The following is a 25,341-nucleotide window of genomic DNA, read 5'->3' as shown; positions in this document are numbered from 1 at the left end:
ATGTTCTTTCAAAAAATCGCCTTCTCCAATTTGCGTAAAAATGCCAAAGCTTACACACCCTTTTTATTATCCATGAGCTTCTTGGTGGCTGTTTTGATGATGACGCAAATCATCGTAAACAATCCGGGAATGAGAGAACTTCCTAGTAGTCAAAGCGCCATCTTCATGTTTCGTTTAGGAAATATCATCCTCATGATTTTTGCGGCGATCTTTTCCTTTTACACCAATAACTTTTTGATCAAGCAGCGAAAAAAAGAATTTGGTCTCTACAATGTTTTAGGACTAGGAAAACGCGAGATAGCCTTCGTGGTCTTTTGGGAACTCTTTTACAGTTTTCTCATTAGCCTTGCTGCCGGATTGATCAGTGGCTTATTGTTTGCACGATTAGGATTTTTGATTTTGAAGAAAATCTTAGCCGTAGGCGAGTTCTTTGTTTTTAAACTGTCATTTGAGAGTATTGGTTTGGTGATCCTGTATTTTATATTCATCTTTGGGTGTTTATTTTTATTTGACCTGTTGCAAGTACGCAAAACCAACCCACTTCAACTGCTACAGGGAAGCAAACGTAATGAAAAAGAGCCTCGTGCGAAAGGCATTTTAGCACTTTGGGGTGTCCTTTGTTTAGTGGCAGGATATACGATTTCTGTGACAATCAAGTCTCCCATAAGTGCCTTAGGCCTCTTCTTTGTCGCAGTTATCCTCGTGATTTTAGCCACCTATCTGTTGTTTATTTCTGGCAGTATCAAAGCATTGCAGTTTTTAAGAAAACGAACGGCCTATTATTATCAAACGAACCATTTTATCAATGTCTCTACCATGTTGTATCGGATGAAACAAAATGCGGCTGGTTTAGCGAGTATCTGTATCTTATCAACGATGGTGTTAGTGACCGTTGCTACGACCGCCAGTCTTTATTTTGGACAAAAGAATGTGATCGAAACCCGTTATCCGTACGATGTTCAAATTGAATCAGCAGCTGATTCCCAGCAAATCAACACAGCGATTGATGGACTTGAAGAGAAGCTAACGATCAAAGAGCGCCAACAAGTCACTACAACAAGACCGTTGCTTTTTACCTTTGAGGAACCAAATTTTGTTCCCTCAACCACTTTTGAAGAAAATAGCGGTAGCTTAGATAAAGCCGTGTATCTTATTTTTCTTACCAGTTCTGAATACCATGAAATCACCGGGAAAACAGGACCTGCTGAAGATGAATTATTCGTTTTTCCGGCAACCTGGACGCAAAAAGCATTACCAGAAAAGACGACGATCGATGATCGTCAATTTCGCTTGCGGGAATTGAAAGAACTGCCAACATTCACGAAAACAGAAAACCCCGTTCAGCATCTTGTTCTCGTGGCGGATGATCAGTGGCTTGCCGAAAAGCTAAGCTCTTGGTATCAAAACGAAGATTTCCAGCTTTACCAGCAACCAGTAACAACAACAGTCTTCAATTTTCAAACAGCAGAAGCAAGCGATCGTGAAATCATCGCAAAAGAGATTCGCAGCGAACTTCTGGCAGCAGATGCTCATGCGAGCGTTCAGTCAAAAGATCTTTTTGAAGATGAGACAAAAACCTTTACTGGTGGATTTTTCTTCTTAGGCTTGATTTTTGGTGTGATCTTTATTTTAGCTGCCGCGTTGATCATTTATTATAAACAAGTCTCCGAAGGAATGGAGGACAAAGAACGTTTCGAGATCTTGCAAAAAGTTGGCTTAAGCCATAAGGAAGTCAAACAAGTGATCCAGCAGCAAGTCTTGATGATCTTCTCGTTTCCTTTGGCTGCTGCGATCATCCATTTGGCGTTTGCTTTTCCGATGATTCAGAAGTTGTTGCTTCTTTTTGGTCTAACAGATCGCAACTTATTGATTACGGTATCGATTATTTCTGTCCTATTGTTTACAATGATTTATCTGCTGGTGTATTTCATCACCGCAAGGGTCTACTATCGATTGGTGGAGCGCAAACAGTAGAAGATGGACAAACGCTATTTTGTCAGATGATAGCTGGATGGATTAGCCGTCACCGACAGGAGCTACAAAAATAAAATGTAAGAACACCTCATTCGTGAAGCGACGCTCAAAAGTTAGAATTTTTGGTCTAACATTTTGGAATTGCTACATGATTGAGGTGTTTTTTTGATAACACACCCGTTAGCCCACTTTTTTAGAGTTGAAAAAAAGCCTTAGGTGACCTATAGTGAAAAGGAGTAAAGCGCAGGTGTAGAGTGCCGTGCGGATGATAGTCATTTCCAAATAAAAGGGATCATGTGATCCAAAAAGGAGAAAGCCCTATGAAAGAGCAGCCGATAACCATTGGATTCCCCTTAAGAGGTGAGTGGCTTGCGCCGACTACACCAGCCGAAAAGATTCCTAGCCATGGTACCGATCGAATGGGGTTGCGTTATGCCTTTGATTTTTTACAAGTTAATTTTGAGGGGAAAACCAAGGCTTTTCATGATCGAAGCTTTCTGCGCTATTTCTTCTTAGGGGTTCCGCTGGAGAGCTGTTATTGTTGGGGCGAAAAAATCTATGCACCTTGTGATGGCGAAGTAATTGTTGCAAGAGATGGCTATCGGGAACGGAAAATCGTTCACTGGATCAGAGACTTTTCGATCGCTGTAAAAAATGGTTTGTTTTATAATGAACACAAAGATGATTATCAACAAATAGCTGGCAACTACATTGTGATAAAAGCTTCTGAGGGCGTTTATATGGCATTTGTCCATCTGCAAAAAGGATCTGTCACTGTTTCCGTAGGACAAAACATCACCAAAGGGATGGTGATCGGAAACGTCGGCCATTCAGGAAATTCGACTTCGCCTCATCTGCATTTTCAAGTGATGGACACCAGTGATATCGCTCATGCAAAAGGGCTTCCTTGTTGTTTCGAAGAATACGAGGTTTACCGAGAAGGACGATGGATAAAGGTTTGGAATCAGATGCCAGATAGTACAGAACGGATAAGATTTTTGCAGGAGCATTAGGGACAAGCTGTGAAACATTCATAGGGGGCATCGCCGAAATGATTAGAAGAAAGAACATGTAAACGTTTCTGAGCTTCTTTAAAAAATTTGCAACAATCTTAGGTATTCAGAAAATGTATCTCTGGGGGAAACAAATGAAGCAATTACCCAATATTCTTACCACTTCTCGACTAATTCTAGCACCATTTTTACTATTCCTTCAGCCAATGTCTGGCTGGTTTTGGCTGCTTTATTCTTATTGTTTTTTAAGTGACCTCGTCGATGGGCTACTTGCAAGAAGGATGAAGCTCACCAGTGAGGTCGGTGCCTTACTAGACAGTTTCGCAGATGTCAGCTTTTTTCTCGCCGTTTTTCTTTCTTTACTACCACGGCTTCTGGAAACCCAAGCAATCATGGTTTGGATCTTGATGATCGCTATCATCCGTTTCGTCAGATATCTGATTGGCTATGTAAAATATCGGTCTTTTAGCAGTCTGCATACATGGCTCAACAAAGTAGTCGGATTTCTTTTATGTATTTTCCCGTTGTTGCTCATCATGTTCCATGAAAAAATTGTTGTCTTGATTTTGGGGATCATCGCCACTATTTCTGCATTAGAAGAATTGCTGATAACGATCCTCTCAAAAAAACTGGATAGAAATCAAAAATCGATAATCGAAAGTTTTAAGTAAGGCGCCTCTGTCATTGAGGGCCTTTTTTTGCTTATTCAAAGCTAACAGTCTTTTAAAAGATTCGTTAAAAACAATTTTAAAAATAACATTGAAAACCATTTTTAATGGCCTTATGCTTATCTTTGAAGGAGGCTTACAAATGAATAGACAAGAACTGCATGCATGTATCAGTAAAAACCAGCCTAATATTTGCCAAATTTCTGCCTACCAAAATGGAAAGGAAATTTACTCGGATGAATGGCATGAGTATAAGCCAGAGGACACTTGCCACCTTATGTCCGCTACGAAAAGTATCGTTTCTCTACTAGTCGGGATAGCGATCGATCAAGGCTTCATCAGGAGTGTCAATGACAAAGTACTTGATTATTTTCCAGACTATCAAGTAAAACGGGGCGAAAAAACGATTTACGACATTACCATCAAACACCTATTAACGATGCGAGCCCCGTATAAATGCAAAGGTGATCCATGGACAAAGGTTTGCTCGAGTGATGACTGGACCAGCGCCTCGCTTGATTTATTGGGAGGAAGAAAAGGAGTGACAAATGAATTCAATTATCAAACCGTTTGTCTGCAGATTCTCACTGGTTTGTTAGCGAAAGCTTCTGGAATGACGACTGTTGATTATGCGAACCATTATTTATTTCGACCTCTTGGCGTAGCCGAAATGACCAGCTATTATGCGGAAACGGCAGAAGAGCATAAGCACTTTACGATGGACAAGGCACCAAAAAAACCAGTTTGGTTTTGCGATCCTTTAAATATTGGCACTGCAGGTTACGGGCTTTGTCTTTCAGCAAAAGATTTAGCCAAAATTGGTGAGCTATGCTTGAACCATGGCATCCATCAAGGAAAACAAGTGATTTCCTCACAATGGCTCACTGAAATGGTCAATCCGCTAGAGACAAACATAGAGAAATTTCAAAACATGAGTTATGGATATTTGTGGTGGATTTTGGATACTGAGAAAAGCACCTATGCCGCCATCGGCAATAGTGGAAATGTCCTTTACATCGATCCCAAATCAGAGATTGTTATCGCCATTACGGCTTATTTTAAGCCAACTGTCTTTGATCGAATCGACTTTATCGAGACAGATCTTAAACCATTTCTATTTCAATAACGAGCAATAAGTAAAAGCAGTCCGCTGTCATAAGCCGACTGCTTTTTTGTAGGTAACAGCTTTAAGAATCCTTTCTTGATCGCGACAAGCAGAGACCTATTGAGAAAACTTGGCTACTCGTTTTATGAATTTATAATCTAGCAATTTGGTACCACATATAGGTGGCTAAATGAATAATAAACGGAAGATAAATAAGAAATGAACAAAATGACCAAACAATCACCGTCGTAAACTTGGTATACTATAATTGAGAAGAAAATCACAAGCGAAAGGAGCGGTAGGAGTGTTTTCAGAAATCAGTATCTATCAAGTGAAACCAAGTGAAGTCGATACCTTTGAAGCAATCATGCAAGAAGCAACAGAGGCAATGAAGGTCATGGAGGGGGCTATGTTCTTTCGATTAATGAAACGAACCCATTACATTAAAGAAATGAGCACCATCAAGGAAGGGCGCTTGCCCGATCCATTGACAAGAGTCATAAAATGTGTGAAATATGCCCACTATTGGGAGTTTGATACCGAAGAAAACTATGGCAAAGCTCAAAAAAGGTTGTATGAAAGTTATTGGAAAGCAATGGAGAAATGTTTGATCGTTCCCCACGACAAGCTATTGGGGGAAGTTGTTGGGTGATCGATTCAGTATCGAAGGCTCTCCAGTTGAACGGACTTTTTGTTGCAACTGTCTAGAGATTACAAGTGGAAATACAACAGGACGTTAAAAAGTCATTTGAAGGTTGAATCGACAACTATTCGTTTTTTAAGCGCTCTATTTCTTGAGGGGATCATAAAGGAGTGGAACACGATGGCACAGGTTGCTTTTCATAACTCATACAAATTAAAAAAGGGTGTTTCAACAGCGGAATTTGTTCGTGTTGTTGAACAATTAAACCGAGAATACATTTCCAAACAAAGAGGATACCTTTCTTTTGAATTATTCGTAGATGGAGAAACTTGGGCGGACATCACCAAGTTCGAAACGAAAGAAGATGCGGAAGCATTTGCCCGATGCGGCACGCCAAATGCCTTTGCACAAAAGTTTTATTCGTTCATCAATTTAAACAGTTGCCGCTCTCATCTATATACGATTGAAAAAACGTTCAAATAACTTAGCCACCATGGAAAGAACAGCGCAAAAAACAATTCATATGAAAAGAGGAACTTCTTATGACAAAGACAGCAGAATGGTATCAAGGAAAAGCCGGTCGGGCAGAACATTTGGTCTATTTAAATAAGGAAGCCAAAGAGCTTGAGAAACTGATTCAAGGTGACAAAACAATGATCATTCGGGGGGCAGCTGGAAGAAAATCACCATTAGGAGGAAGAGCCAAAATCAACGATCTTGTTTATTTTGTGAAGACCGGCGGCGATTTGACCATCACTCATCGGGGCATCATTGCCAACGTGATTGAATCTGAAAAGATGACGAAAGAAGAATCCATAGATTTTGTAAAACGCTATGAAAAAGAGTTGAATTTATCGAAAAAACAAGTCGATCGTTGGGCAGGGAAAAAGTATCTAGCGGTCTATGAAATCGCTGAATTAGAAGAAATAACACCATTTCAGTACAATCGTGAAAAAAATATGGATGATTGGATCATCACTGATGATATCAATAAGATTAAATTGTAACGTAGCGAAAACCTTAAAAAACGAAGCGCAAAGGAGTTGAGTAGAAGGATGGAAGGCAAAAAGCAATTGTTTCGAGACAAAAACGTGAAACCAACAGAGCAGCTGATTGCTGAAGCACTGGGTGAAGGATATACTATTTATGAACGTTTTGTCGAAACTATTAAAAACGAGGGCATCTCTCTTATGGATTGGCGCTATTACCAAGATGGAAAAGCGTGGTTATCCAAAGGCGAATACAAATGGACAACGACTCGTGGGACGAATAAAGTGAAACCGATTTTTTGGCTCTCGTTGTGGGAGGGTTTCTTCAAAGTTTCCTTTCACTTTAGCGAGAAAGTCCGAACACAGTTATTGTCTTTACCAATCAGTGAAGAGACAAAAGAAGCCATTTATAAGGCGCCGACCAATGGCACGAAAATGAAGTTTTTTTCTGTGATTTTTCATGTAGCTAGTGATAGTCCTTTGAATGATATTTACCAAATCGCTGAGTTTCGAAAGCATTCTATTTAGGCAATTTTCATTCGAGAAAATAAAATTCTTATATTTGTCGTTCTTAAAAACTAAGGAATTTTGTATATTTTTTACCCATAGCTATCGGAAAGTGCAATAACTTTTGGGGAATCCGTGATAAGCAACTGTGATTTAAAGGGCGTAGACTATTTTTTATCTATTTCTGCAGATGGAAAAAGACGTCCAAGTTCAAGAGAGAAAATGCCTTAACTGATTTTAACTAATAAATCATCTCATTTAATAAAGAAAAACTAGGTGTTTCATGTCAAAAGATGAAGCACCTAGTTTTTTATTTTTCAATAACTGTCCTCGGAAAACTGTTCCTTCATCCGCTCCAAGAAAAGTCCAGAAGCCTTTGAAAAAACTTGGGTGTTTTTCCAGATGACATCAAGGTTTGATTCCAATGTAGGACTCAATTTTCTAAAACATAAAGGACTGTCAGGGGCGAAGTTGACTAATTTATCCAGGGTCAAGCCGTAGCCGACACCTTCTTCTACCAGCTTTGATGCATTGTAAACAAGGTTATATGTGGCGACGACCGTCAATTTTTTCAGGTCTTTTTTCAACCATTTAGAAAGTTCACTGCTGACCAGACTTTGTCGAGAAGTAATTAGGGGAACGTCCCAGAGATCTTTTGGAGTAATGACTTCTTTGACAGCTAGCGGACTGTCTTTTCGCATCAACACGCCCCAAATATCTTTGGCAGGCAAGCGCAAGGAATCGTATTTTTTGACGTCGACGGGGCTGATTACGACGCCAAAATCCAACAATCCTTTATCCAATCGTTCTTTGACCTCATCGGCGTTGCCGCTATAAAAGTGAAATTTGATGTTAGGGTATTCAACTTGAATCTCCTTGATGATTTTTCCCAATAGCTGGATCACGTAGGTTTCTCCAGCACCGATCGATACATTGCCGGCGATCGTATCTCGAGGCGACAAGAATTCTGAGCGGGTCTTTTCTAATAATTCTACGATTTCTTCCGCCCGTTTACGAAACAACAGTCCGTCTTCTGTTAGTGTGATTTTGCGATTGCCTCGGGTGAACAACGTCACGCCCAATTCTTTTTCTAAGTCCATTAACTGTCGTGACAGGGATGGTTGCGAGAGATGTAGATGTTTTGCGGCAGCTGAAATCGTTTCTTTTTCTGCAACTGCTAGAAAGGTGGTTAAATTTTTTAATTCCATAGGTCTATACTCCTTTTTCTATGCTTTATATGAATAGTTAGGTATTTGATATTATCATTTTACATAGAAAGATGCTGCAAGTACAATAGGTTTATCCAAAAATAGCTCAATCAAGAAAAAGTGATAATCCACACCTTGATCAGTTGAGGAAAATTGGAGGATCGCCCTAAGGTACAGGATAGTTGACCGAGAAAGAAGGCGAATGAAATGAAAAAATGGCAAAAGAAGGCCCTTGTGTCTTTAGTTTTGCTGGTACCGCTGGTTTTAGGTGCTTGCAGCAGCAATAACGAGGAGGCAAACGAAGCAACACAAGGCAGTTCAGGAGGAGAAACGATGACAGAAAATGTATCATTTACAGATGAATGGGATAAAGTCTTCCCGGAAAGTGATACGGTGAATCATCGAAAAGTAACTTTCCAGAATCGCTACGGCATCACTTTAGTTGCTGATCTTTATGAACCAATTGATGCACAAGGACCACTTCCAGCAATTGCCGTTAGCGGACCTTTTGGAGCAGTCAAAGAGCAGGCATCTGGTCTATATGCTCAAATGATGGCAGAGCGTGGTTTTGTTACGATCGCTTTTGATCCGTCCTATACAGGTGAAAGCAGTGGCGAACCACGCTATGTGGCTTCCCAAGACATTAATACAGAAGACTTCCAAGCAGCAGTCGATTTTCTATCGGTCCAAGAGAATGTAGATGAAGAAAGAATTGGTTTGATTGGAATTTGTGGTTGGGGCGGGATGGCATTGAATGCCGCAGCCATCGATACCCGTGTGAAAGCGACGGTTTCGGCCACTATGTATGACATGTCGAGAGTCAATGCTCAAGGGTATTTTGATGAAATGGGAGCTGAAGGACGCCATGAATTGCGCCAGCCGCTGAACGCCCAGCGGACAGTCGATTTTGCCAATGACAGCTACGAACGAGCAGGTGGGGTTCCAGATACACTGCCAGAAGATGCGCCTGTCTTTATGCAGGATTACTTTGATTATTACAAAACAGAACGAGGCTATCATGAACGTTCGTTAAATTCCAATGACGGTTGGAACGTGACATCATCGCTGTCGTTCTTAAATATGCCACTCTTGTCGTATATCGATGAGATCCAAAGCGCCGTTTTATTGCTTCATGGAGAAGAAGCCCACTCACTTTACTTCAGTCAAGACGCCTTTGAGCAATTACAAGGCGATAACAAAGAGCTGACGGTCATTCCTAATGCTTCGCATGTTGATCTATATGACCAAACAGATGTGATTCCTTTTGACCAAATGACCGAATTCTTCCAAGAACATTTGAACTAAATAGTCACAACGGTCTTCACGACTGTTCGCTCGTCTTTCTTCTGCTGAGCAGTCGTGTTTTTTTGAAACTACGCATTCAGTTGCTCGTTTCTACATCGAATCATCAGCAGAAAGGAGCGAAGCCATGCTGATAAAACTCATCCCTGCTGTCTTGCTGCTCCTACTAAGTGCCTGTGGGTCAAGTGGAATAGAGGAAAGGCATGCGCTGTCTGCCAGCGAAACTTCCTCTGAGGCAAGTCAGGATCATGATCAACCGATTATTGAATCAGCAACAGCTGTCGTCATTACGGTTGGACAACAGGATTTTATAGCGAAGTTTTATGAAAATGAGGCGTCTGAACACCTAATGAATCAAATGCCCTTCACGTTGACAATGAGTGACTTGAACAACAACGAGAAATATTATCGTTTTTCTGAGAATTTGCCAGAAATGACTACAGAACGGCCGGAAATCATTCACGAAGGAGAAATCATGAGCTGGAATAGTCATACGTTGGTGCTGTTTTATCAGACCTTCACCAATTCTTATGGTGGCTATAGTCGTATCGGTGTCATTGAAGATCCGGTGGGGCTAAACGAAGCACTGGGAGCGGAAGACGTAGAGGTTATGTTTTCGTTAAGAAATCCTCGTGAATAACGAATGAATAGGAGTAAAACACATGACGATCGATCAATTAAACAAACTCATGGCAAGTGGCGAACCCTTACTTGGCGGTTCGCAAGCTTCCAAACAAATGGTGACTTTGAGTGCTGAGGCGAGAAAACTCACGATGAAAATCAATACAGTCTACCATGAGTCTGATGAGTTACAAGAACTTTTTGCCCAATTGACAGGAAAACCAGTTGAGCCGACATTTTCGCTGTTTCCACCCTTTTATACAGATTATGGCAAGAATATCAGCATTGGCAAAGATGTCTTTATCAATGCGGGTTGTCATTTTCAAGACCAAGGAGGGATCACGATCGGTGATGGTACCCTAATTGGGCATAACGTTGTTCTAGCTACCTTGAATCATGGACTTCACCCTGAAGATCGTAGCACGCTTTATCCAGCACCCATTACGATTGGGAAGAATGTCTGGATTGGTTCAAATACAACGATCGTTGCCGGTGTGACCATCGGTGACCATGCGATCATTGCTGCTGGGGCAGTGGTGACCAAAGATGTCGCTGAGCGCACGATCGTGGCTGGTGTACCTGCAAAATATGTCAAAGAGGTTACTGAGTAAGCATAATAGCAATGAGTAAGAAAAAAACTGCTGTTCGCCTTGTCGCTTTTGAAGCGATGAAGACTAACAGCAGTTTTCTTATTCTTGAGGTGGCTCGCTCGTATTGGAACCGGCGAAGTTTTCGATCAACGATTTCACATCAAGACCGAGGGTTTCTTTCAATGTTTCTTGTGTGGTCGACAAGAGATTGGTGGCGTAATTGGTGACACGATTGGCACCGCCGCCTTCACTTGATCCTGTATCAACGACTGAAATTTTATCGATATTGCCTAATGGTGCGGCAGCTTCTTTGACTAATTGCGGCATGATCTCAACGATCATGCTAAGGATCGCTGCTTCATCATATTTCTTGAAGGCTTCGGCGATTTTTTCTTTCGTTTCGGCTTCTGCCGTTCCTTTCGCCAAAGTGGTCTCGGCTTCTGCCAAACCAATCAAACGAATTTTATCGGCTTCGGCTTTTGCCAGGGACTCTGTTCGGAATTGCTCGGCTTCAGTGGTTGCTAACGCAGACGCTTTTTTCGCTAATGCTTCTTGCTCAAGCGCATAACGATCCGCATCAGCTTTTTTCTTGATCTCAGAATCAAATTGCTTCTCACGACGTAAGATTTCTTTTTCTTCCAATTCGATTTGTTTTTGTCGTTCAACGACTTCGACTTCAATCTCTTGTTCTCGGACTTTTTGTTTCATGATGGCACTTTGTAGATGATAGGCTTGATCGGCATCGGCTTTGGCGATGTCTTGTTCTTTCTTATAAAGCGCCAGTTTCAATTCTTTTTCCTTCAACGCTTCAGCGATTTCCGTCATGCGTTTTGATTCCGCTGTTTGCGATTCTTGTTCCGATTGGGCTTTTTTGATGCGGGTTTCTTTCAGTGCTTCAGCTTCCGCAATTTCAGCATCCCGTTTGACTTGGGCGATTCTAGGTTTTCCAAGAGAATCCAAATAGCCGTTTTTATCGCGGACTTCTTTGATCGTAAAGGAGACAATGATCAAGCCCATTTTTGCTAAATCGACAGAGGCAACTTCTTGCACACTTTGACTGAACTTGTCACGATTTTGATAGATTTCTTCTACAGTCATGGAACCAAGGATCGAACGCAGATGACCTTCTAGGACTTCTCGCGCTTCATTCTCCAATTCTTCCCGGGTTTTTCCGAGAAACTGTTCTGCTGCTGTTGCGATTTCTTCCACGGATGAGCCAATCTTAATAATGGAAGTTCCGTCACACATCACGGGAACCCCTTGTTCTGTGTAGACTTCCGGTGTGGAGACGTCTAACTTACTGGAGAGCAAACTGATTCGATTCGATCGTTGAAACACTGGCAAAACAAAGGCTCCGCCACCACGCACGATTTTGATTTTGTTGTTGCTTTCATCGGCGTGTACATTTTTGCTACCAAGATAGCTTCCGCTGATGATCAACGCTTCATCGGGCTTGGCTGTTTGATATTTCGTGACAAAGACGATCAAAAGCATTAGCAAAATAAATGCCACGATCGCAATCGGAAAGACAATTGGTGATAATATAATATCCATAGATACACCTCTTTTGTGATTTTGTTTAGTGATTCAAAAATTTTTCTGTGTAAGGAACGACGTAGCAAATGCGTTCTTTGACTTCAATAATCAAAACCCTCGATCCTGCTGCTAATGGCTCATCGATTGGTTGAAAAGCCGTAGCTGGTCGATTACTTGAACCAGTGACACTTGTAAGTTGAATTTCGCCCATTCCTTCACAAGGAATTGGCGTCAGCACCGTTGCGATGCGACCTTCAAAGTCTTTCTCAGAACTCGAAAGTGTTGCTTCGGCATTCCGCATGGGAATCAGCACGTAAAAATTTAAGAGAAAAACGAGCCCTGTCGAAAGACAGCCACTAATGACGAAAAGCAGGAGCGAATAGCCAGGCAGAAAAGTTTCTCCTAAGTAACCGAAGAGGCTTGTAAAGGCAAACCAGGGGATGATCAACATTGGATCTACTGGACCATCGAAATCGAAGATATCGCCAAACAGAAGCAGCAAAAAAGCCAAAATGGCACAGCCAATCAAAACATACAAATAAATTTGCTCAGGTGCATAAGTGTGCAGCACATATCCACCTCCTTTCATATAGTGTGATTGTGAGTACGACGAAAGCTAGGAGAAAGTTGGAAGAAGATCGAGGGAAGCAAAAGAATAGAATAGGTATTCCATTATAATTATACCAATAAATAAGAAAAATATTTAATATAATTAGATAATTTGATTAAATAATATAATAATGGTGGGTTTGTTATGATAGGAGAAGCCTCAAATACACATGATTTTTTCAACAACCATTGACAAACAATGAAAATCAAAGTAGATTAAATCAGGGTAGTAAAAAGGTCAAAAGCAACTGCTGATTGTAGACACATCAAGAGGCAGATTTTGTTCTCTAACCCAATCGAAATAAAGTAGTTGTTCGCAAACATAAAAGAAGTCAGGAACACTTCTTTTCAACCGACAGATCGTATTGCTAAGAAATAGAGGTGGAATCGATGGATCAAAAAGAAAAAATGTTAGAACTAATCAAGAAAAAACAAGGCGGCGGCCGTTCAAAAAAGATGGAATCCCCAAAAAACGATCGGAAAAACATGCGTAAAGGCCCGAAAATTTATAATAAGTAGGGCGATAGATTATTAATACGAAATGATCGATAAAAAAAGAGAGAAGGACAGGGTTGCTGTCTTTCTCTCTTTTTTTTACTCTTCAGAATCCACGTACAACTCACTCAAAGCTGGCAAATCATGGACTTGGTATTTTGCTTTAAACGCTGCGATTTCTTCAGCACTGAAGCGCTTAGGATCCAGTTTCAGTTCTTCGACGGGAAGAGGTCGTTCGTTGGCGATCTTGACATCGATCACGACGGGTCCGTGGCTTTCTTTTGCTTGTGTAAAGACGGACGCTAATTCTTCTTCCTTAGTTACCGTAAAGCCTTTCGCACCTAATGCTTCCCCAACTTTACCAAAATCAGCACCGGCTAGTTGCACACCGAACTTGGTTTGCTCGGTATCTTCTTGTTCCGCTTCAATGAAGCCAAATGAGTCATTGGAAAAGACCACATTGATGATCGGCAAATTGTATTTTACTTGAGTAATGATGTCTTGCATTTGCATCGCGAAACCGCCATCCCCACTAAAGGTGAATACTTGACGATCCGGATAGCTCAATTGAGCGGCGATCCCGCCAGGTACGCCATTGCCCATCGTCGCAAACCAGCCAGACGTTGTGAAACGCTGTTCACCTGTCATTTCTAAATGACGGATACTGTGGATGGTCACATTACCGACATCTGTGACAAACAGGGCATCAGGAGCTGCGATACGGTTGATTTCTTGGTAGACAGGTTCGGGACGCAAGGGCTCTTGCGAATCATGGTCAAAACTATGACGCCATGCATGCCAATTCCGAGCGTTTTCTTGATTGGCTTTTATCCAAGCATCTGCAGGACGAGGGGCAGCCATCTCTGTCCATTTTCTAAGAGAGGTCGCACCATCTCCTAAAACAGAGACATCTGTCTGATGTCGACGACCAAATTTCGAGGCGTCGATATCAACTTGGACAAAGTTGGCATCAGGATTGAAAAAGCGGCGTCCGAAAGGGAAGTCACTGCCGACAAACACGATGAGATCAGCTTCTGCTAAAGCTTCATTGGCAGGTTTTGTCGCAACCCGGCCGGCAAATCCAAGAAAGTTTTCATAAAGATCAGGCACGATGCCTTTGGCTAAGACAGATGCTGCGATAGGCATTGAGAAGTGCTTAGAAAAAGCATCGATGGCATCAAAATGACCAAAGAGACCTTGTCCGATATATAGGACAGGTTTTTTTGCTTGTTCAAAATAAGGAAGGGCAGCCTGCAAATCCTCGTCATCAGGCTGGAGAACACCTGTCTTATGATTTTTTGCGGTTGCAATCTCCTGTTCGTCGATTTCTGCAAACCCGTAATCGACCGGGATCGTTACCACAGCGACTCCTTTAAATTTGTAGGCGGCTTTAATGGCTTCGTCCACCACGTGGGGCAAACTTTCAGGGGACATGACCGTGCGATTGTAGATACTGACATCTGCGAACATCGGATTTTCATTCATTTCTTGAAAATCATTGTAGTTCATCGAGCTCGAAGCTACTTGTCCTAACAAGGCAACGACGGGCACGTTATCCATTTGAGCATCATATAAGCCATTGATCAAGTGGGTGGCACCGGGACCAGCAGAACCAAAAACCGCACCGACTTTTCCCGTTAGTTTAGCATCAGCCGCTGCTGCCAGCGCACCCGCTTCTTCATGACGTACTTGAACATATTTGACCGATTGCCGTTCATGGTACAAAGCATCCATCGTTGAGTTGAAAGATCCACCGGGGATTCCATAGATATGGTCGATGCCCCACGCTTCAAAAACCTTGATCATTGCTGTACCAGCATTGATTTTTGTCATTTTCTTCACTCGCTTTCTCTGTTGTCATTCGTTCTCTTTTAAGTATAAACGTTTCTCAGAAAGACAACAAAGAATGCGCCTTCTGTCACAAGGCGCATAGAAAAACTTATTTTAGGAAATGAACGACTCAGTTGCAAAGCTCTTGCACGAATCGGCTGGCGATCTCTTTTGGTCGGGTGATGGCACCACCAACCACGATACCCGTCACACCCATTTCGTGGATTTTCTTTGCTTGTTCCGGGGTGTGGATCTTGCCTTCGGCTATCACAGGAACCTTCGCCGCAACCAATTGCTGGATCAACTGATAATCCGGTTCGTCATTGGTAGGACTATTCGCCGTGTAGCCGGACAAAGTTGTACCAACAAAATCGACACCCGCTTCAAAGGCATTGATGCCCTCCTCATAGGTGGCGATATCTGCCATGAATAGTTGATGGGGGTAAAGAGCTTTGATTTGCTTGATAAAGGCATTGACCGTCAAGCCATCATGACGTTTGCGCAAGGTACAGTCCAAAGCGATCACCGCAATATGTAAAGCGGCTAATTCGTGTACCTCTTTGATGGTTGCTGTGATAAATGGTTCTTCCGGTGGATAGTCTTTTTTGATGATTCCGATGATCGGCAGATCAACAGCGGCTTGGATCTCGCGAATATCGCGAACGGAATTGGCACGAATGCCAACAGCACCGGCTTCTTGAGCCGCTTTTGCCAATAGGGGCATGACACCGCCGTTTTCAGTATATAAGGGTTCTCCAGGTAAGGCTTGACACGAAACAATTACTCCGTCCTTGATTTGTTGGATAAAAGCTTCTTTTTCCATATATATGACACTTCCCATTCTTGTAAAGGTTCGGTTCTCCCTTCGACTATATCATGAGGCTTTTTCCTTGTAAATGAAAGGACACCTTTGTTAAAAGGGAAGTGAACATCAAAAAAGAAGCAAGCAACGTCATCAAGGGTGCTTGCTTCATTAGGAGGTGAGGATAGGGAATCCTTTATTCCGCTTGTTTTGATGTGCATTGCTTGAACTTTTCAAAATCGATCGTTTGATTAGCAGGCAACACATCATATTGCAATCGTTCTGTTTCTTCATCGTGAATGATATGGAGAATTTTTCCGTCTTCGTCTACTGGTCCCAGACTGATGATCGTAAACCGTTCATTGATGACTTCTAAATTCTGTAAAACCCCAGAAAACACTTTGCGAATATGATGGGCGGTCTTGATTTTTTTGTCGGCTTTTTCAACAGCCTTGGCTAACGTAAAGCCTTCATCTAAAAATGTTTTGATCATTTCCACTTTGACGACCGTGGGCAGTCGGTATTTTCGTGGGGCGTTTTCTTCTTGTGGGACCGATTGAATAAATCCTTTTTGTTCCCAATAACGCAATTGGCGAGGGGAGATAGCACACATTTGACTAAGTTCGCTGATGCCGACCAACAAGTTTTCATTATCAACGAGTTTTCGAAAAAGATGAGACATACGGACTCCATTCTTGTAAAGGTATTTGTTAACATTGTAACTTGTTTTACTTTTATGTCAAGTAGGTTGACAAATGTTAGGGAAAGATTTAAAGTAAAGAAGGTTTTATGAAAAATATACTGAAAAGAGTGTGAAATATGTCAACGAGTCGTCCTTTAGATATCTACGGCAAACCTTACAACCGTTCCTTACTGGTTATGGTTTTGCTGATCGGTACGTTTTGTACTGTTTTGAACCAAACATTGTTAACAACGGCTTTTCCAACCTTGATGGATGCCTTTGACATCTCAGCATCTGATGTCCAATGGCTAACCACCGGTTTCTTGCTGGTCAATGGGATCATGATCCCGATCACCGCATGGCTGATCAATAAGTTCAGCTCAAGAAATCTTTACTTAACGGCAATGAGCATCTTCCTGGCTGGAACGATCGCTTGTTTTGCTGCACCAAACTTTTCTACATTATTGATTGGTCGCTTAGTGCAAGCTGCTGGTGTAGGGATCTCTATGCCGCTTTTGCAAAATATCATGTTGTCGATCTTCCCACCAGAAAAACGCGGTTCAGCCATGGGTATGTCCGGAATCGTTATCGGGTTGGCACCAGCCTTAGGCCCAACGTTATCTGGTTGGATCATTGATCATTATGACTGGCGTTATTTGTTCGGAATGGTCATTCCGATCGTCGTTTTAGTCTTAGTCTTAGCGCTCTTTCTAATGAAGAGTGTGATTGAATTGTCGCATCCGAAAATCGATCTGTTCTCAGCAATTTTATCAACGCTTGGTTTTGGTACATTGCTCTATGGCTTTTCAAGTGTCGGTGACAAAGGGTGGGGCAGTATGGAAGTAATCGGTTTTCTAGCAGCCGGTGTCTTTTTCATTGCTTTCTTTGCATGGCGTCAATTGCACATTGAGCATCCGTTCTTAGAGTTGCGCGTGTTCAAATCAACGACCTTTACCTTGGCATCGATCCTTTCAGGGGTCACGAATATGGCGATGATCGGTGCTGAAATGGTTCTCCCATTGTACATCCAAAACATTCGTGGTGAATCAGCGTTCCATTCAGGATTGATGTTATTACCGGGTGCGCTGATCATGGGGATCATGATGCCGATCACTGGTGCGATCTTTGATAAGTATGGTGCAAAACGTTTAGCCATCACCGGGATGTTTATCTTGACCGCTGCAACCTTACCATTTGCTTTCCTAACAAAAGATACACCGATTTTGCATATCATCATTCTTTATGGGATTAGGATGTTCGGGATCTCAATGGTGATGATGCCAGTAACGACTTCAGGAATGAATGCCTTACCTGGTCATTTGATCAGTCACGGTACCGCGGTAAACAATACGTTCCGTCAAGTAGCCAGCTCAATTGGTACGGCTATCTTGATCAGTGTCTTGACAAACGTCACCAAGGGCAACTTGCCAAGTGATTCTTTGCTGGATGCAACGCCTTTGGCATACAAAGAAAAAGCAATTGAAGCGACTTTATCTGGCTACCATGCCGCCTTTTATGTGGCAGCGGTCTTTAGCTTCTTAGGATTCTTGATCGCCTTCTCCTTAAAGAAAAAAGAACCACGATTGACGGTTCTTGAAGGAGGTGCGGACAAATGATCTTGCTTTTGATCGTTCTTAGCGTGTTAGGGTTTGCGGTACTGAATGTCTTTGCCAAAAACAAGCGGCAAACAGGTTTATCATTGGTCTTAGGTCTAGTCTTCGTGGCAAGTGTCGTCGCATTGATGGCCAATTTGACCTATCATTTTGGAATGGAAAAAGAAACGACTGCTAAAACAACCCCACTGGTTTCTAGTGCCGATAACGAGAATTTTGATTTGCTATTGTATCAGCCATTAGGAGATGGTACGGAAAAAATCTACCTATATAAAACGGATGCTGATCAAGAGGAACCAAAACAAACCGGTACTGATAAAGTGGCTAATGTTGTGGAAACAGGGGCTGATTCAGCTCAATTAGAAACAAAAACGACCCGCTGGGTTTATAAAAGTGACCTATCACGCTTCTTGTTCGGGATCGCTGATAACGATGGCCAATATGTCAGCCGTACCAATACGTTCTCATTGCCAGATTCATGGGAAGTCTTGAGTGTGGATCAAGCAAAAAAACTGGCTTCTTTAGCGAAAGAACAAGCGGACACCATGAAAACACAAGGACAAGCGTATGTCCAAGAAAAAATGCAAGCTGCATTAATGGCTGATCCAACTATGGATGAGGCAGCCCAAAAAGCAAAAATCGCTGAATTGACAGAAGCTTATCAAAAAGAAGCGATGGCAAAACTGCTGGAAGAAGCAAAAAAGTAAAAACGAGCAGATAGTCAGGGGAGGGAAGAATCAAATCGGATTCTTCTGTCCCTTTTTTTATATGGAACGTGATACTTTTGAAAAACGGCTGCCACCAAAAAAAATCCCACACACTAGAAGTGAGTGGGATTTTCTTTAATCAAATGAGCACGCGGCAATCCGGTCGAAAGCTTCTTTTAACAAGTCCAACGATTGGGTGGCAGCTAAGCGAACATAGCCATCGCCGGTCGTTTCTCCAAAGGCTTTCCCAGGGATCATCAGCACACTGGTTTCCTTTAATAATTTCTCGACAAAGCTGACAGAGTCCAACCCCGTTTGTTCAATGTTGATGAAGGCATACATGCTTCCTTTGACTGGGGATAAGGAAAGGAACGGGATCTCAGCAACCCGTTGCTCAATGTAAGTCAGTCGTTCCTTAAAGACAGAAACCACTTGCGGCACGAGGGTATCATAGTGATTCAATGCGTAAATACCTGCCCGTTGTGAAGGAGTTGGTGCCGAATAGGCGATCGCCTCATTGATCAGTTTTGCCGTAAGATTGATCGATTCAGGTGCAATCATGTAGCCGATCCGCCAGCCAGTCATGGCAAAGGCTTTTGAGAAACTGCTGAATGTGATGGTGTTCTCAGGTGCGAAGGCTGCCATCGGTACAAAGGTATCATCAAAGCAAAAGGCTTCATAGACTTCATCTGAGAGGATCAGCAAGTCATGTTCAATGGCAACTGCTGCGATTTTTTCAAAAGTTTCTGGAGAAAAAACAGCACCAGTAGGATTGTTGGGTGAATTGATAATGATCGCCCGAGTTTTCTCAGTGATGGCGGATTTTAAGACCTCGACATCGATTTGAAAGCCATCTTTTTCAAAGGTCGGGATAAAGACCGGCACACCACCGACTAGTTCGACTTGTTGTTTGTAAGGTGAAAAGTACGGTTCATGAATAATCACTTCATCACCAGGATCAATGATGGCAGCCAAAGCTAAGTACATACCATGCAATGCACCGACAGTTCCTCGTACTTGGCTAGGAGAAAAAGTAAGCTGGTATTGCTTTTGATAAAAATCAACGACAGTTTGGATAAAATCAGCACTGCCGTCTGAAGCGGTGTATTTTGTATGACCCGCTTTGACGTCAGCAAAAGCTGCTTCAATGATCGTCGCATCTGTAATCAAATCAGGATCACCAATCGACAAATCAATCAAATTTGGGGTTTTCTTCGCAAGAGTGGCGATCTCCATTAAAAGATTTTCTTCTGGTTGTAAAAAACGTTCTGCAATCAACGGACGGTTCATTTTGTCATCTCCAATTTCTATAAAACTTTGCTTAAAAAGTCTTGGGTCCGCGCATTTTGCGGATGCTCAAAGATCTGTTCTGGTGTTCCTTGTTCTTGAATGATACCGTCAGCCATAAAGATGACACGATCGGCAACTTCTTTGGCGAAGCCCATTTCGTGGGTAACGACCACCATCGTCATGCCTTTTTCTGCTAAAGCTTGCATAACCGTCAACACTTCTCCGACCATTTCTGGGTCTAATGCTGAGGTTGGTTCGTCAAAGAGCATTACATCAGGATCCATTGCCAACGCTCTAGCAATAGCGACCCGTTGCTGCTGCCCGCCAGAAAGGCTAGAGGGGTAACTATCCGCTTTTTCAGCTAAGCCAACTTGCTCCAGCAATCCTTTCGCTGTCTCTTCGGCAGCAGCTTGCTCTTGCTGTTTGACTTTGATCGGGCTGATAGTCAGATTTTCTAAGACCGTTTTATGAGGGAATAAATTGAAGCTTTGAAAGACCATTCCCATTTTTTGACGAATCTGATCGATTTTCACCCCTTTTGCCAATAAATCATTGCCTTCGAAGGTAATTTTCCCGCCAGTCGGCTGTTCAAGAAGATTCAAGCAACGTAAGAAAGTACTTTTCCCACTTCCTGAGGGTCCGATGATCACAACGACTTCACCAGGTGTCACTTCAAGATCGATTTCTTTTAAGACGGTATTCTCGCCAAATGTTTTCACTAATTTTTCAACTTTAATCACTAGTTTTCATTCTCCTTTCAGCAACACCCAATAGACGTGAGAGGGCGAAGGTCAATACAAAGTAGATCAATGATACGATAACGTAGGGTAAAAATGGTTTGAAGCTGGCCCCTTGAACGACGCCTGTTTGGAAAATCAGTTCAGACACACCGATCACCGATACGACCGAAGACTCTTTGATGACTGTGACAAATTCATTTCCTAGAGCAGGCAGGATGTTTTTGATGGCTTGCGGGAAAATGATGAAGCGCATCGCTTGGATCTGATTCATTCCTAATGAACGAGCGGCTTCCAGCTGTCCTTTATTGACGGCATTGATCCCGGCACGAATGATTTCTGCCACATAGGCGGCACTGTTTAGTGCTAAGGCAATACAGCCGGCAGCTAATTTCGAAAGCTCTAAGCCTAACACGCCTGTTCCAAAGTATACAATAAATATTTGTACTAACAAAGGTGTTCCCCGAACATATTCAATATAGACAGCGGCAATGACTTTCAATGCTTTTGACTTAGAAAGCTTCATAAAGGCTAACAAGCTGCCACCGATAGAGCCGAATAATACCCCAACCAAGGCTAGGAAGATCGTATAGCCAGTTCCAGTGATGTAAAAAGGCAGATATTTTTCCCAAAAGCTTTGCTCTTCATCGATCGTGCCTTCTTCGGTAAACATCAATCGATAAGCATCTTCTTTGTATTGGCTTAAAAGATCATTACTAATGATAGTTTCAATGGAGGAATTGAGTTTTTCCAGTAAAACCGGCGCTTCTTTCGAGATGGCGATGGCGGTCTCCTTCACACCGTTTTCAAACGTGACATTTTCAGCTAATGCCAAGGTATCACTCGCCGTCACATATGCTTCGGCAACGGGACCTTCCATCACGATCGCATCAATTTTGCGTGATTTTAGATTGGTGATCAAATCAGGCACCCTTTGCAAAGAGGTGACGGTCGAGCCAGTCAATTCTGTATTCGCCAGCTCTTCTTGAGTGGTTTGACGTTGTGCACCGACAGCCACACCATCAAAATCAGCCGTCGATTGGAAACGATCCGCGTCTTCTGCTCGAACTAAAACGGTTTGTTGGACTTCCATATAAGTGTCAGTAAAATTGACTTCTTTGCGGCGCTCATCCGTAGCAGCCATTCCAGAGATGACGACATCGATTTTGCCCGTTTTTAACGCTCCTAACAACGCATCAAACCCAAGTTCCTCAATTTTCAGGTCGACCCCTAAGTCATCTGCAATTTTTTGGGCAATGGAAATATCGATCCCGACGATTTCATTTTTTCCGTCAACATTGGCACGGAATTCATAAGGTGCATAATCGGCAGATAAACCCACGACCAATACACCATTTTCTTTGACTTTTTCATAGATTGGATCGGTTTCTTCTGCATGTGCTTGTCCGACAAAGAAAAACGGAAGCAACGCTGTGATGATCCCTAATAAAACAGTTCCCTTACTAAACCTTTTCATGTAAACGCCCCTTTAACTTTTTCTACGCATCTATTAAAAATGCAAATAATAACTAATAAATGTATAAAAATACATATAAGTGATAGAAACTATCATAGCATAACATCAGTTGAAGTCAATAAGTCAGAGAAAAAAAGTCAAAAATTGTTGTAGAGCGTAAAACCATTTATTCAAATTATTTGCAATCCAAGCAAGAAGAAAGTGGTGAAGGAGCAGCAGCCATTTTTTAAATACGTCTATTTGAAAGGATGCTTAGAAAATAACGGATAATGAAGAAAGGAAACAGCTTCGCTTAAACGTGAACCAGGATCTGCAATGACAAAATAAGAAGTGGGTTGAAACAAAGCGACAAAAACGAAACATAAGACATTTTCTAGATTTCTTGAGATAATAAAAGAGAAGAGGAGGCGATAGAATGAAGGTCGTATTGATTCGACATGGCGAAAGTGAAGCAAATTTCGAAAATTATTGGACAGGGTGGCTGGATGTTTCGCTGACCGAAAAAGGCCGACAACAAGCTTGGGCTGCGGGGGAACAGATCAAAGAATTAGGGATTTCCTTTGATTTTGCCTTTGCATCTGTGCTGCAGCGAACGATCATCACCTGCGATGCCGTTCTGGAAGCCAGCGATCAGCTTTGGGTCCCTGTGAAAAAAACATGGCGCCTAAATGAACGTCATTATGGCCAATTAGTAGGGGTCAATAAAGATGAGATGGTCGCACAATATGGAAAAGAACAGGTGCAAAAATGGCGACGTGGATATGATGAACCGCCTTTATATGTGGAGGAAAATGATTTAGACCGCCGCTATGATTCTTTAGACCCCCGCTTGATACCTAAGGGCGAAAATCTGGGGATGGTGGTGGCGCGAGTAGTCCCATTTTGGCAAGACCAGGTGGTTCCGTTACTTAAAGATCATAAGAATATCCTCATCACTGGTCATGGGAACAGCTTGCGGGCGTTAGTCAAATACTTGGAAGACGTGCCCAAAGATGCCATGGATACGATCGATATTCCTAACGCACAGCCGATCATTTATGAGTTTGATAGCCAAGCAAACTTGATTGAACGGGCGTAATAACGAACATTCAAAGAATAAACCGCATTTTCGTTTGATGTTACATCGAAAATGTGGTTTTGTTGTGCTATAATAAGAAAAATTTAATGAAAGGCGGGAGAATATGAAAGCCGTATTAACCGTTATTGGAAAAGACAAGGTTGGGATCATCGCTGGTGTCAGCCAGAAATTAGCAGAATTAGAGATCAATATTTTAGATGTGTCCCAAACGATCATGGAAGATTACTTCACGATGATGATGCTTTTAAACATGGATGCCAATCAGGATTTTGACGGTATTCGTGAGGAGCTTCACCAAGTAGGTCAGACATTAGGTGTGAAAATCAGCATTCAAAATCAAGAAATTTTTGATACCATGCACAAATTATAGGAGGCACTATGGAGACAAATCAAATACTTGAAACCATTCGCATGGTGGAAGAAGAAAATTTAGATATTCGTACGATCACGATGGGGATCTCATTATTGGATTGTATTGACGCCGATATTGATCGTACCTGTGAGAAAATTTTTCAAAAAATTACAACAAAAGCTAAAGACCTTGTCAAAGTCGGCGAAGAGATCGAAAGTGAATATGGTATTCCAATCATTAACAAGCGGATTTCGGTTACCCCTGTAGCGATCGTAGTGGCCGCTTGCCAGCCGACGCCAGCCGACTGTATCAAAGTTGCGCAGACCTTGGATCGAGCGGCGCAAGAAGTTGGGGTCAATTTCATCGGCGGCTATAGTGCGCTAGTAGAAAAAGGCTATCAAGGCGGCGACCTTGCATTGATCGAATCGATTCCAGAAGCCTTGGCACAAACCAATTTTGTCTGTTCGTCGGTCAATATTGGATCAACGAAAGCCGGAATCAACATGGATGCAGTGCGTTTGATGGGAGAAACAGTCAAGAAGACTGCTGAAGCATCAGATATGGGCTGTGCAAAGCTGGTTGTTTTTGCCAATGCAGTGGAAGACAATCCCTTTATGGCGGGGGCTTTTCATGGGGTCGGTGAAGCTGATGTGGAAATCAACGTCGGTGTCAGCGGACCTGGTGTCGTCAAACGTGCCTTGGAAAAAGTCAAAGGGGAGTCCTTTGATGTCGTGGCGGAAACCGTTAAAAAAACTGCCTTCAAGATCACACGGATGGGGCAGTTAGTCGGGCGCGTGGCTTCAGAGCGCTTGAGCGTTCCATTTGGGATCGTCGATCTTTCGCTGGCACCGACTCCTGCAGTCGGCGATAGCGTGGCATTGATTTTAGAAGAAATGGGCTTAGAATCTGTCGGTACCCACGGAACGACAGCTGCTTTGGCCTTGTTAAATGATGCAGTCAAAAAAGGCGGCGTAATGGCCTGTAACCATGTTGGTGGTCTGTCGGGTGCTTTTATCCCCGTTTCTGAAGACGCAGGGATGATCAAAGCAGTAGAAGCTGGTTTATTGAATTTAGAAAAACTTGAAGCCATGACGGCAATCTGCTCTGTCGGTTTAGATATGATTGCGATTCCGGGAGATACTTCGGCTGAGACGATCGCCGCAATGATCGCGGATGAAGCAGCGATCGGTGTCATCAACCACAAGACGACAGCGGTTCGAATCATTCCAGCGAAAGACAAAGAAATCGGCGATCGCATCGAGTTTGGTGGTTTATTAGGGACGGCGCCAGTGATGAAAACCAATCCTGCGCAGTCTACCGATTTCATTTTGCGTGGCGGTCGTATTCCCGCACCGATTCATTCATTTAAAAACTAGCTCGTGTTCATTTTGTAAGAAAATATGATGAAGTGACCTTTAAAAGACTAATCAGAATGCTGTCTTTTAAAGGTTTTTTGGTCCTGTTACTATTTTTTCATTCCTAAGACGGATGTTTTTTTGTTTGGAATCGAATA

26 protein-coding genes are annotated in these 25,341 nt (G+C 42.4%); 17 read left to right on the top strand and 9 right to left on the bottom strand.

The annotated features are described in order from the left end of the window. From A5870_RS09340 to A5870_RS09305, 8 genes are all read left to right on the top strand, one after another. Nucleotides 1-1,974: an ABC transporter permease gene (locus tag A5870_RS09340; protein WP_086292508.1), complete on the top strand. Its 1,974-nt coding sequence runs from the start codon at nt 1-3 to the stop codon at nt 1,972-1,974. 320 nt (nt 1,975-2,294) lie between these two features. Beyond that, nucleotides 2,295-2,987 (top strand): M23 family metallopeptidase, encoded by a 693-nt coding sequence (locus A5870_RS09335; RefSeq protein WP_086292506.1) that lies wholly within the window; start codon nt 2,295-2,297, stop codon nt 2,985-2,987. 134 nt (nt 2,988-3,121) lie between these two features. Further along, nucleotides 3,122-3,658 carry a CDP-alcohol phosphatidyltransferase family protein gene (locus tag A5870_RS09330; RefSeq protein ID WP_086292504.1) on the top strand — a complete coding sequence of 179 codons (537 nt, stop codon included), beginning with the start codon at nt 3,122-3,124 and terminating at the stop codon, nt 3,656-3,658. Between the two features lie 139 nt (nt 3,659-3,797). Continuing rightward, nucleotides 3,798-4,781, top strand: a complete 984-nt coding sequence (locus tag A5870_RS09325) for a serine hydrolase domain-containing protein (RefSeq protein ID WP_086292502.1) — start codon at nt 3,798-3,800, stop codon at nt 4,779-4,781. A gap of 283 nt (nt 4,782-5,064) precedes the next feature. Continuing rightward, nucleotides 5,065-5,412, top strand: a complete 348-nt coding sequence (locus A5870_RS09320; protein WP_170924087.1) for a hypothetical protein — start codon at nt 5,065-5,067, stop codon at nt 5,410-5,412. A 171-nt stretch (nt 5,413-5,583) separates the two neighbouring features. Continuing rightward, nucleotides 5,584-5,886: an antibiotic biosynthesis monooxygenase family protein gene (locus A5870_RS09315; RefSeq protein WP_086292498.1), complete on the top strand. Its 303-nt coding sequence runs from the start codon at nt 5,584-5,586 to the stop codon at nt 5,884-5,886. Nucleotides 5,887-5,945: 59 nt separating this feature from the next. Next, nucleotides 5,946-6,410, top strand: coding sequence for a hypothetical protein (locus A5870_RS09310; RefSeq protein ID WP_086292496.1), 465 nt, complete (start codon nt 5,946-5,948; stop codon nt 6,408-6,410). Nucleotides 6,411-6,458: 48 nt separating this feature from the next. Continuing rightward, complete coding sequence (locus A5870_RS09305) at nt 6,459-6,920, top strand: DUF3788 family protein (RefSeq protein WP_086292494.1); 462 nt, start codon at nt 6,459-6,461, stop codon at nt 6,918-6,920. A gap of 296 nt (nt 6,921-7,216) precedes the next feature. On the opposite strand, the gene A5870_RS09300 is transcribed toward A5870_RS09305, so the two are convergent. Next, nucleotides 7,217-8,107 (bottom strand): LysR family transcriptional regulator, encoded by an 891-nt coding sequence (locus A5870_RS09300; RefSeq protein ID WP_086292492.1) that lies wholly within the window; start codon nt 8,105-8,107, stop codon nt 7,217-7,219. Between the two features lie 207 nt (nt 8,108-8,314). Between A5870_RS09300 and A5870_RS09295 the strand changes: the two genes are divergently transcribed. The 3 genes from A5870_RS09295 to A5870_RS09285 all read left to right on the top strand — a co-directional run bounded on the left by A5870_RS09295 (nt 8,315) and on the right by A5870_RS09285 (nt 10,641). Then, nucleotides 8,315-9,412 carry an alpha/beta hydrolase gene (locus tag A5870_RS09295; RefSeq protein WP_086292490.1) on the top strand — a complete coding sequence of 366 codons (1,098 nt, stop codon included), beginning with the start codon at nt 8,315-8,317 and terminating at the stop codon, nt 9,410-9,412. A gap of 124 nt (nt 9,413-9,536) precedes the next feature. Then, entirely contained in the window at nt 9,537-10,049 is a 513-nt protein-coding gene (locus A5870_RS09290) for a cyclophilin-like fold protein (protein WP_086292488.1), read from the top strand. Between the two features lie 22 nt (nt 10,050-10,071). Further along, entirely contained in the window at nt 10,072-10,641 is a 570-nt protein-coding gene (locus A5870_RS09285; protein WP_086292486.1) for a sugar O-acetyltransferase, read from the top strand. Nucleotides 10,642-10,719: 78 nt separating this feature from the next. On the opposite strand, the gene A5870_RS09280 is transcribed toward A5870_RS09285, so the two are convergent. Together A5870_RS09280 and A5870_RS09275 are read right to left on the bottom strand one after the other, a co-directional pair. Beyond that, complete coding sequence (locus A5870_RS09280) at nt 10,720-12,174, bottom strand: flotillin family protein (RefSeq protein ID WP_086292484.1); 1,455 nt, start codon at nt 12,172-12,174, stop codon at nt 10,720-10,722. 25 nt (nt 12,175-12,199) lie between these two features. Then, nucleotides 12,200-12,745, bottom strand: a complete 546-nt coding sequence (locus A5870_RS09275) for an NfeD family protein (RefSeq protein WP_086292481.1) — start codon at nt 12,743-12,745, stop codon at nt 12,200-12,202. Between the two features lie 410 nt (nt 12,746-13,155). Here A5870_RS09275 and A5870_RS17645 point away from each other — a divergent pair, with 410 nt between their 5' ends. Then, nucleotides 13,156-13,284: a hypothetical protein gene (locus A5870_RS17645; protein WP_005236316.1), complete on the top strand. Its 129-nt coding sequence runs from the start codon at nt 13,156-13,158 to the stop codon at nt 13,282-13,284. Nucleotides 13,285-13,359: 75 nt separating this feature from the next. Here A5870_RS17645 and spxB read toward each other — a convergent pair whose 3' ends face one another. The 3 genes from spxB to A5870_RS09255 form a co-directional block, all read right to left on the bottom strand. Continuing rightward, entirely contained in the window at nt 13,360-15,093 is a 1,734-nt protein-coding gene (gene spxB / locus A5870_RS09270) for a pyruvate oxidase (RefSeq protein WP_086292477.1), read from the bottom strand. A gap of 127 nt (nt 15,094-15,220) precedes the next feature. Beyond that, a complete protein-coding gene (locus A5870_RS09265) occupies nt 15,221-15,913 on the bottom strand; it encodes an N-acetylmannosamine-6-phosphate 2-epimerase (RefSeq protein WP_086292476.1) in 693 nt (230 codons plus the stop codon). A gap of 175 nt (nt 15,914-16,088) precedes the next feature. Further along, complete coding sequence (locus A5870_RS09255; protein ID WP_086292474.1) at nt 16,089-16,574, bottom strand: MerR family transcriptional regulator; 486 nt, start codon at nt 16,572-16,574, stop codon at nt 16,089-16,091. Nucleotides 16,575-16,711: 137 nt separating this feature from the next. On the opposite strand from A5870_RS09255, the gene A5870_RS09250 reads away from it, so the two are divergent. Next, nucleotides 16,712-18,190 (top strand): MDR family MFS transporter, encoded by a 1,479-nt coding sequence (locus A5870_RS09250; protein ID WP_086292473.1) that lies wholly within the window; start codon nt 16,712-16,714, stop codon nt 18,188-18,190. Further along, nucleotides 18,187-18,894 (top strand): DUF4811 domain-containing protein, encoded by a 708-nt coding sequence (locus tag A5870_RS09245; protein ID WP_086292472.1) that lies wholly within the window; start codon nt 18,187-18,189, stop codon nt 18,892-18,894. Before A5870_RS09250 ends, A5870_RS09245 begins: the two co-directional genes overlap by 4 nt. A gap of 135 nt (nt 18,895-19,029) precedes the next feature. Here the strand turns inward: A5870_RS09245 and A5870_RS09240 are convergent, their stop codons facing one another. Genes A5870_RS09240 through A5870_RS09230 form a run of 3 tightly spaced genes read right to left on the bottom strand, consistent with a single transcriptional unit; the run spans nt 19,030 to nt 22,398 of the window. Then, nucleotides 19,030-20,184, bottom strand: coding sequence for a pyridoxal phosphate-dependent aminotransferase (locus tag A5870_RS09240; RefSeq protein ID WP_086292471.1), 1,155 nt, complete (start codon nt 20,182-20,184; stop codon nt 19,030-19,032). 17 nt (nt 20,185-20,201) lie between these two features. Further along, nucleotides 20,202-20,924 carry an amino acid ABC transporter ATP-binding protein gene (locus A5870_RS09235; RefSeq protein WP_005230134.1) on the bottom strand — a complete coding sequence of 241 codons (723 nt, stop codon included), beginning with the start codon at nt 20,922-20,924 and terminating at the stop codon, nt 20,202-20,204. Further along, a complete protein-coding gene (locus tag A5870_RS09230; protein ID WP_086292470.1) occupies nt 20,917-22,398 on the bottom strand; it encodes an ABC transporter substrate-binding protein/permease in 1,482 nt (493 codons plus the stop codon). Before A5870_RS09230 ends, A5870_RS09235 begins: the two co-directional genes overlap by 8 nt. Before the next feature lie 415 nt (nt 22,399-22,813). Between A5870_RS09230 and A5870_RS09220 the strand changes: the two genes are divergently transcribed. The 3 genes from A5870_RS09220 (at nt 22,814) to A5870_RS09210 (ending at nt 25,204) form a co-directional block, all read left to right on the top strand. Further along, nucleotides 22,814-23,476 carry a 2,3-bisphosphoglycerate-dependent phosphoglycerate mutase gene (locus A5870_RS09220; protein ID WP_086292469.1) on the top strand — a complete coding sequence of 221 codons (663 nt, stop codon included), beginning with the start codon at nt 22,814-22,816 and terminating at the stop codon, nt 23,474-23,476. Between the two features lie 103 nt (nt 23,477-23,579). Beyond that, nucleotides 23,580-23,846: an ACT domain-containing protein gene (locus A5870_RS09215; RefSeq protein WP_081118964.1), complete on the top strand. Its 267-nt coding sequence runs from the start codon at nt 23,580-23,582 to the stop codon at nt 23,844-23,846. 8 nt (nt 23,847-23,854) lie between these two features. Next, nucleotides 23,855-25,204, top strand: a complete 1,350-nt coding sequence (locus A5870_RS09210; RefSeq protein WP_086292468.1) for a PFL family protein — start codon at nt 23,855-23,857, stop codon at nt 25,202-25,204. The last annotated feature ends 137 nt before the right edge of the window (nt 25,205-25,341 follow it).

The sequence above is a fragment of the Enterococcus sp. 2G9_DIV0600 genome (genome assembly GCF_002140615.1).
GTDB lineage: Bacteria > Bacillota > Bacilli > Lactobacillales > Enterococcaceae > Enterococcus_D > Enterococcus_D innesii.
Note: the sequence above shows the minus strand (reverse complement) of the source record. Positions and strands in the feature narration are given on the sequence as shown.

Excerpts from the sequence above, each read along its gene's own strand:
- A5870_RS09305 (WP_086292494.1), top strand. The coding sequence starts at position 6,459 with ATGGAAGGCAAAAAGCAATTGTTTCGAGACAAAAACGTGAAACCAACA.
- A5870_RS09315 (WP_086292498.1), top strand. The coding sequence starts at position 5,584 with ATGGCACAGGTTGCTTTTCATAACTCATACAAATTAAAAAAGGGTGTT.
- A5870_RS09340 (WP_086292508.1), top strand. The coding sequence starts at position 1 with ATGTTCTTTCAAAAAATCGCCTTCTCCAATTTGCGTAAAAATGCCAAA.
- A5870_RS09300 (WP_086292492.1), bottom strand. The coding sequence starts at position 8,107 with ATGGAATTAAAAAATTTAACCACCTTTCTAGCAGTTGCAGAAAAAGAA.
- A5870_RS09265 (WP_086292476.1), bottom strand. The coding sequence starts at position 15,913 with ATGGAAAAAGAAGCTTTTATCCAACAAATCAAGGACGGAGTAATTGTT.
- A5870_RS09230 (WP_086292470.1), bottom strand. The coding sequence starts at position 22,398 with ATGAAAAGGTTTAGTAAGGGAACTGTTTTATTAGGGATCATCACAGCG.
- A5870_RS09250 (WP_086292473.1), top strand. The coding sequence starts at position 16,712 with ATGTCAACGAGTCGTCCTTTAGATATCTACGGCAAACCTTACAACCGT.
- A5870_RS09210 (WP_086292468.1), top strand. The coding sequence starts at position 23,855 with ATGGAGACAAATCAAATACTTGAAACCATTCGCATGGTGGAAGAAGAA.
- A5870_RS09335 (WP_086292506.1), top strand. The coding sequence starts at position 2,295 with ATGAAAGAGCAGCCGATAACCATTGGATTCCCCTTAAGAGGTGAGTGG.
- A5870_RS09285 (WP_086292486.1), top strand. The coding sequence starts at position 10,072 with ATGACGATCGATCAATTAAACAAACTCATGGCAAGTGGCGAACCCTTA.
- A5870_RS09240 (WP_086292471.1), bottom strand. The coding sequence starts at position 20,184 with ATGAACCGTCCGTTGATTGCAGAACGTTTTTTACAACCAGAAGAAAAT.
- A5870_RS09280 (WP_086292484.1), bottom strand. The coding sequence starts at position 12,174 with ATGGATATTATATTATCACCAATTGTCTTTCCGATTGCGATCGTGGCA.
- A5870_RS09245 (WP_086292472.1), top strand. The coding sequence starts at position 18,187 with ATGATCTTGCTTTTGATCGTTCTTAGCGTGTTAGGGTTTGCGGTACTG.
- A5870_RS09295 (WP_086292490.1), top strand. The coding sequence starts at position 8,315 with ATGAAAAAATGGCAAAAGAAGGCCCTTGTGTCTTTAGTTTTGCTGGTA.
- A5870_RS09215 (WP_081118964.1), top strand. The coding sequence starts at position 23,580 with ATGAAAGCCGTATTAACCGTTATTGGAAAAGACAAGGTTGGGATCATC.
- A5870_RS09220 (WP_086292469.1), top strand. The coding sequence starts at position 22,814 with ATGAAGGTCGTATTGATTCGACATGGCGAAAGTGAAGCAAATTTCGAA.
- A5870_RS09310 (WP_086292496.1), top strand. The coding sequence starts at position 5,946 with ATGACAAAGACAGCAGAATGGTATCAAGGAAAAGCCGGTCGGGCAGAA.
- A5870_RS09255 (WP_086292474.1), bottom strand. The coding sequence starts at position 16,574 with ATGTCTCATCTTTTTCGAAAACTCGTTGATAATGAAAACTTGTTGGTC.
- A5870_RS09275 (WP_086292481.1), bottom strand. The coding sequence starts at position 12,745 with ATGAAAGGAGGTGGATATGTGCTGCACACTTATGCACCTGAGCAAATT.
- A5870_RS09325 (WP_086292502.1), top strand. The coding sequence starts at position 3,798 with ATGAATAGACAAGAACTGCATGCATGTATCAGTAAAAACCAGCCTAAT.
- A5870_RS17645 (WP_005236316.1), top strand. The coding sequence starts at position 13,156 with ATGGATCAAAAAGAAAAAATGTTAGAACTAATCAAGAAAAAACAAGGC.
- spxB (WP_086292477.1), bottom strand. The coding sequence starts at position 15,093 with ATGACAAAAATCAATGCTGGTACAGCAATGATCAAGGTTTTTGAAGCG.
- A5870_RS09290 (WP_086292488.1), top strand. The coding sequence starts at position 9,537 with ATGCTGATAAAACTCATCCCTGCTGTCTTGCTGCTCCTACTAAGTGCC.
- A5870_RS09330 (WP_086292504.1), top strand. The coding sequence starts at position 3,122 with ATGAAGCAATTACCCAATATTCTTACCACTTCTCGACTAATTCTAGCA.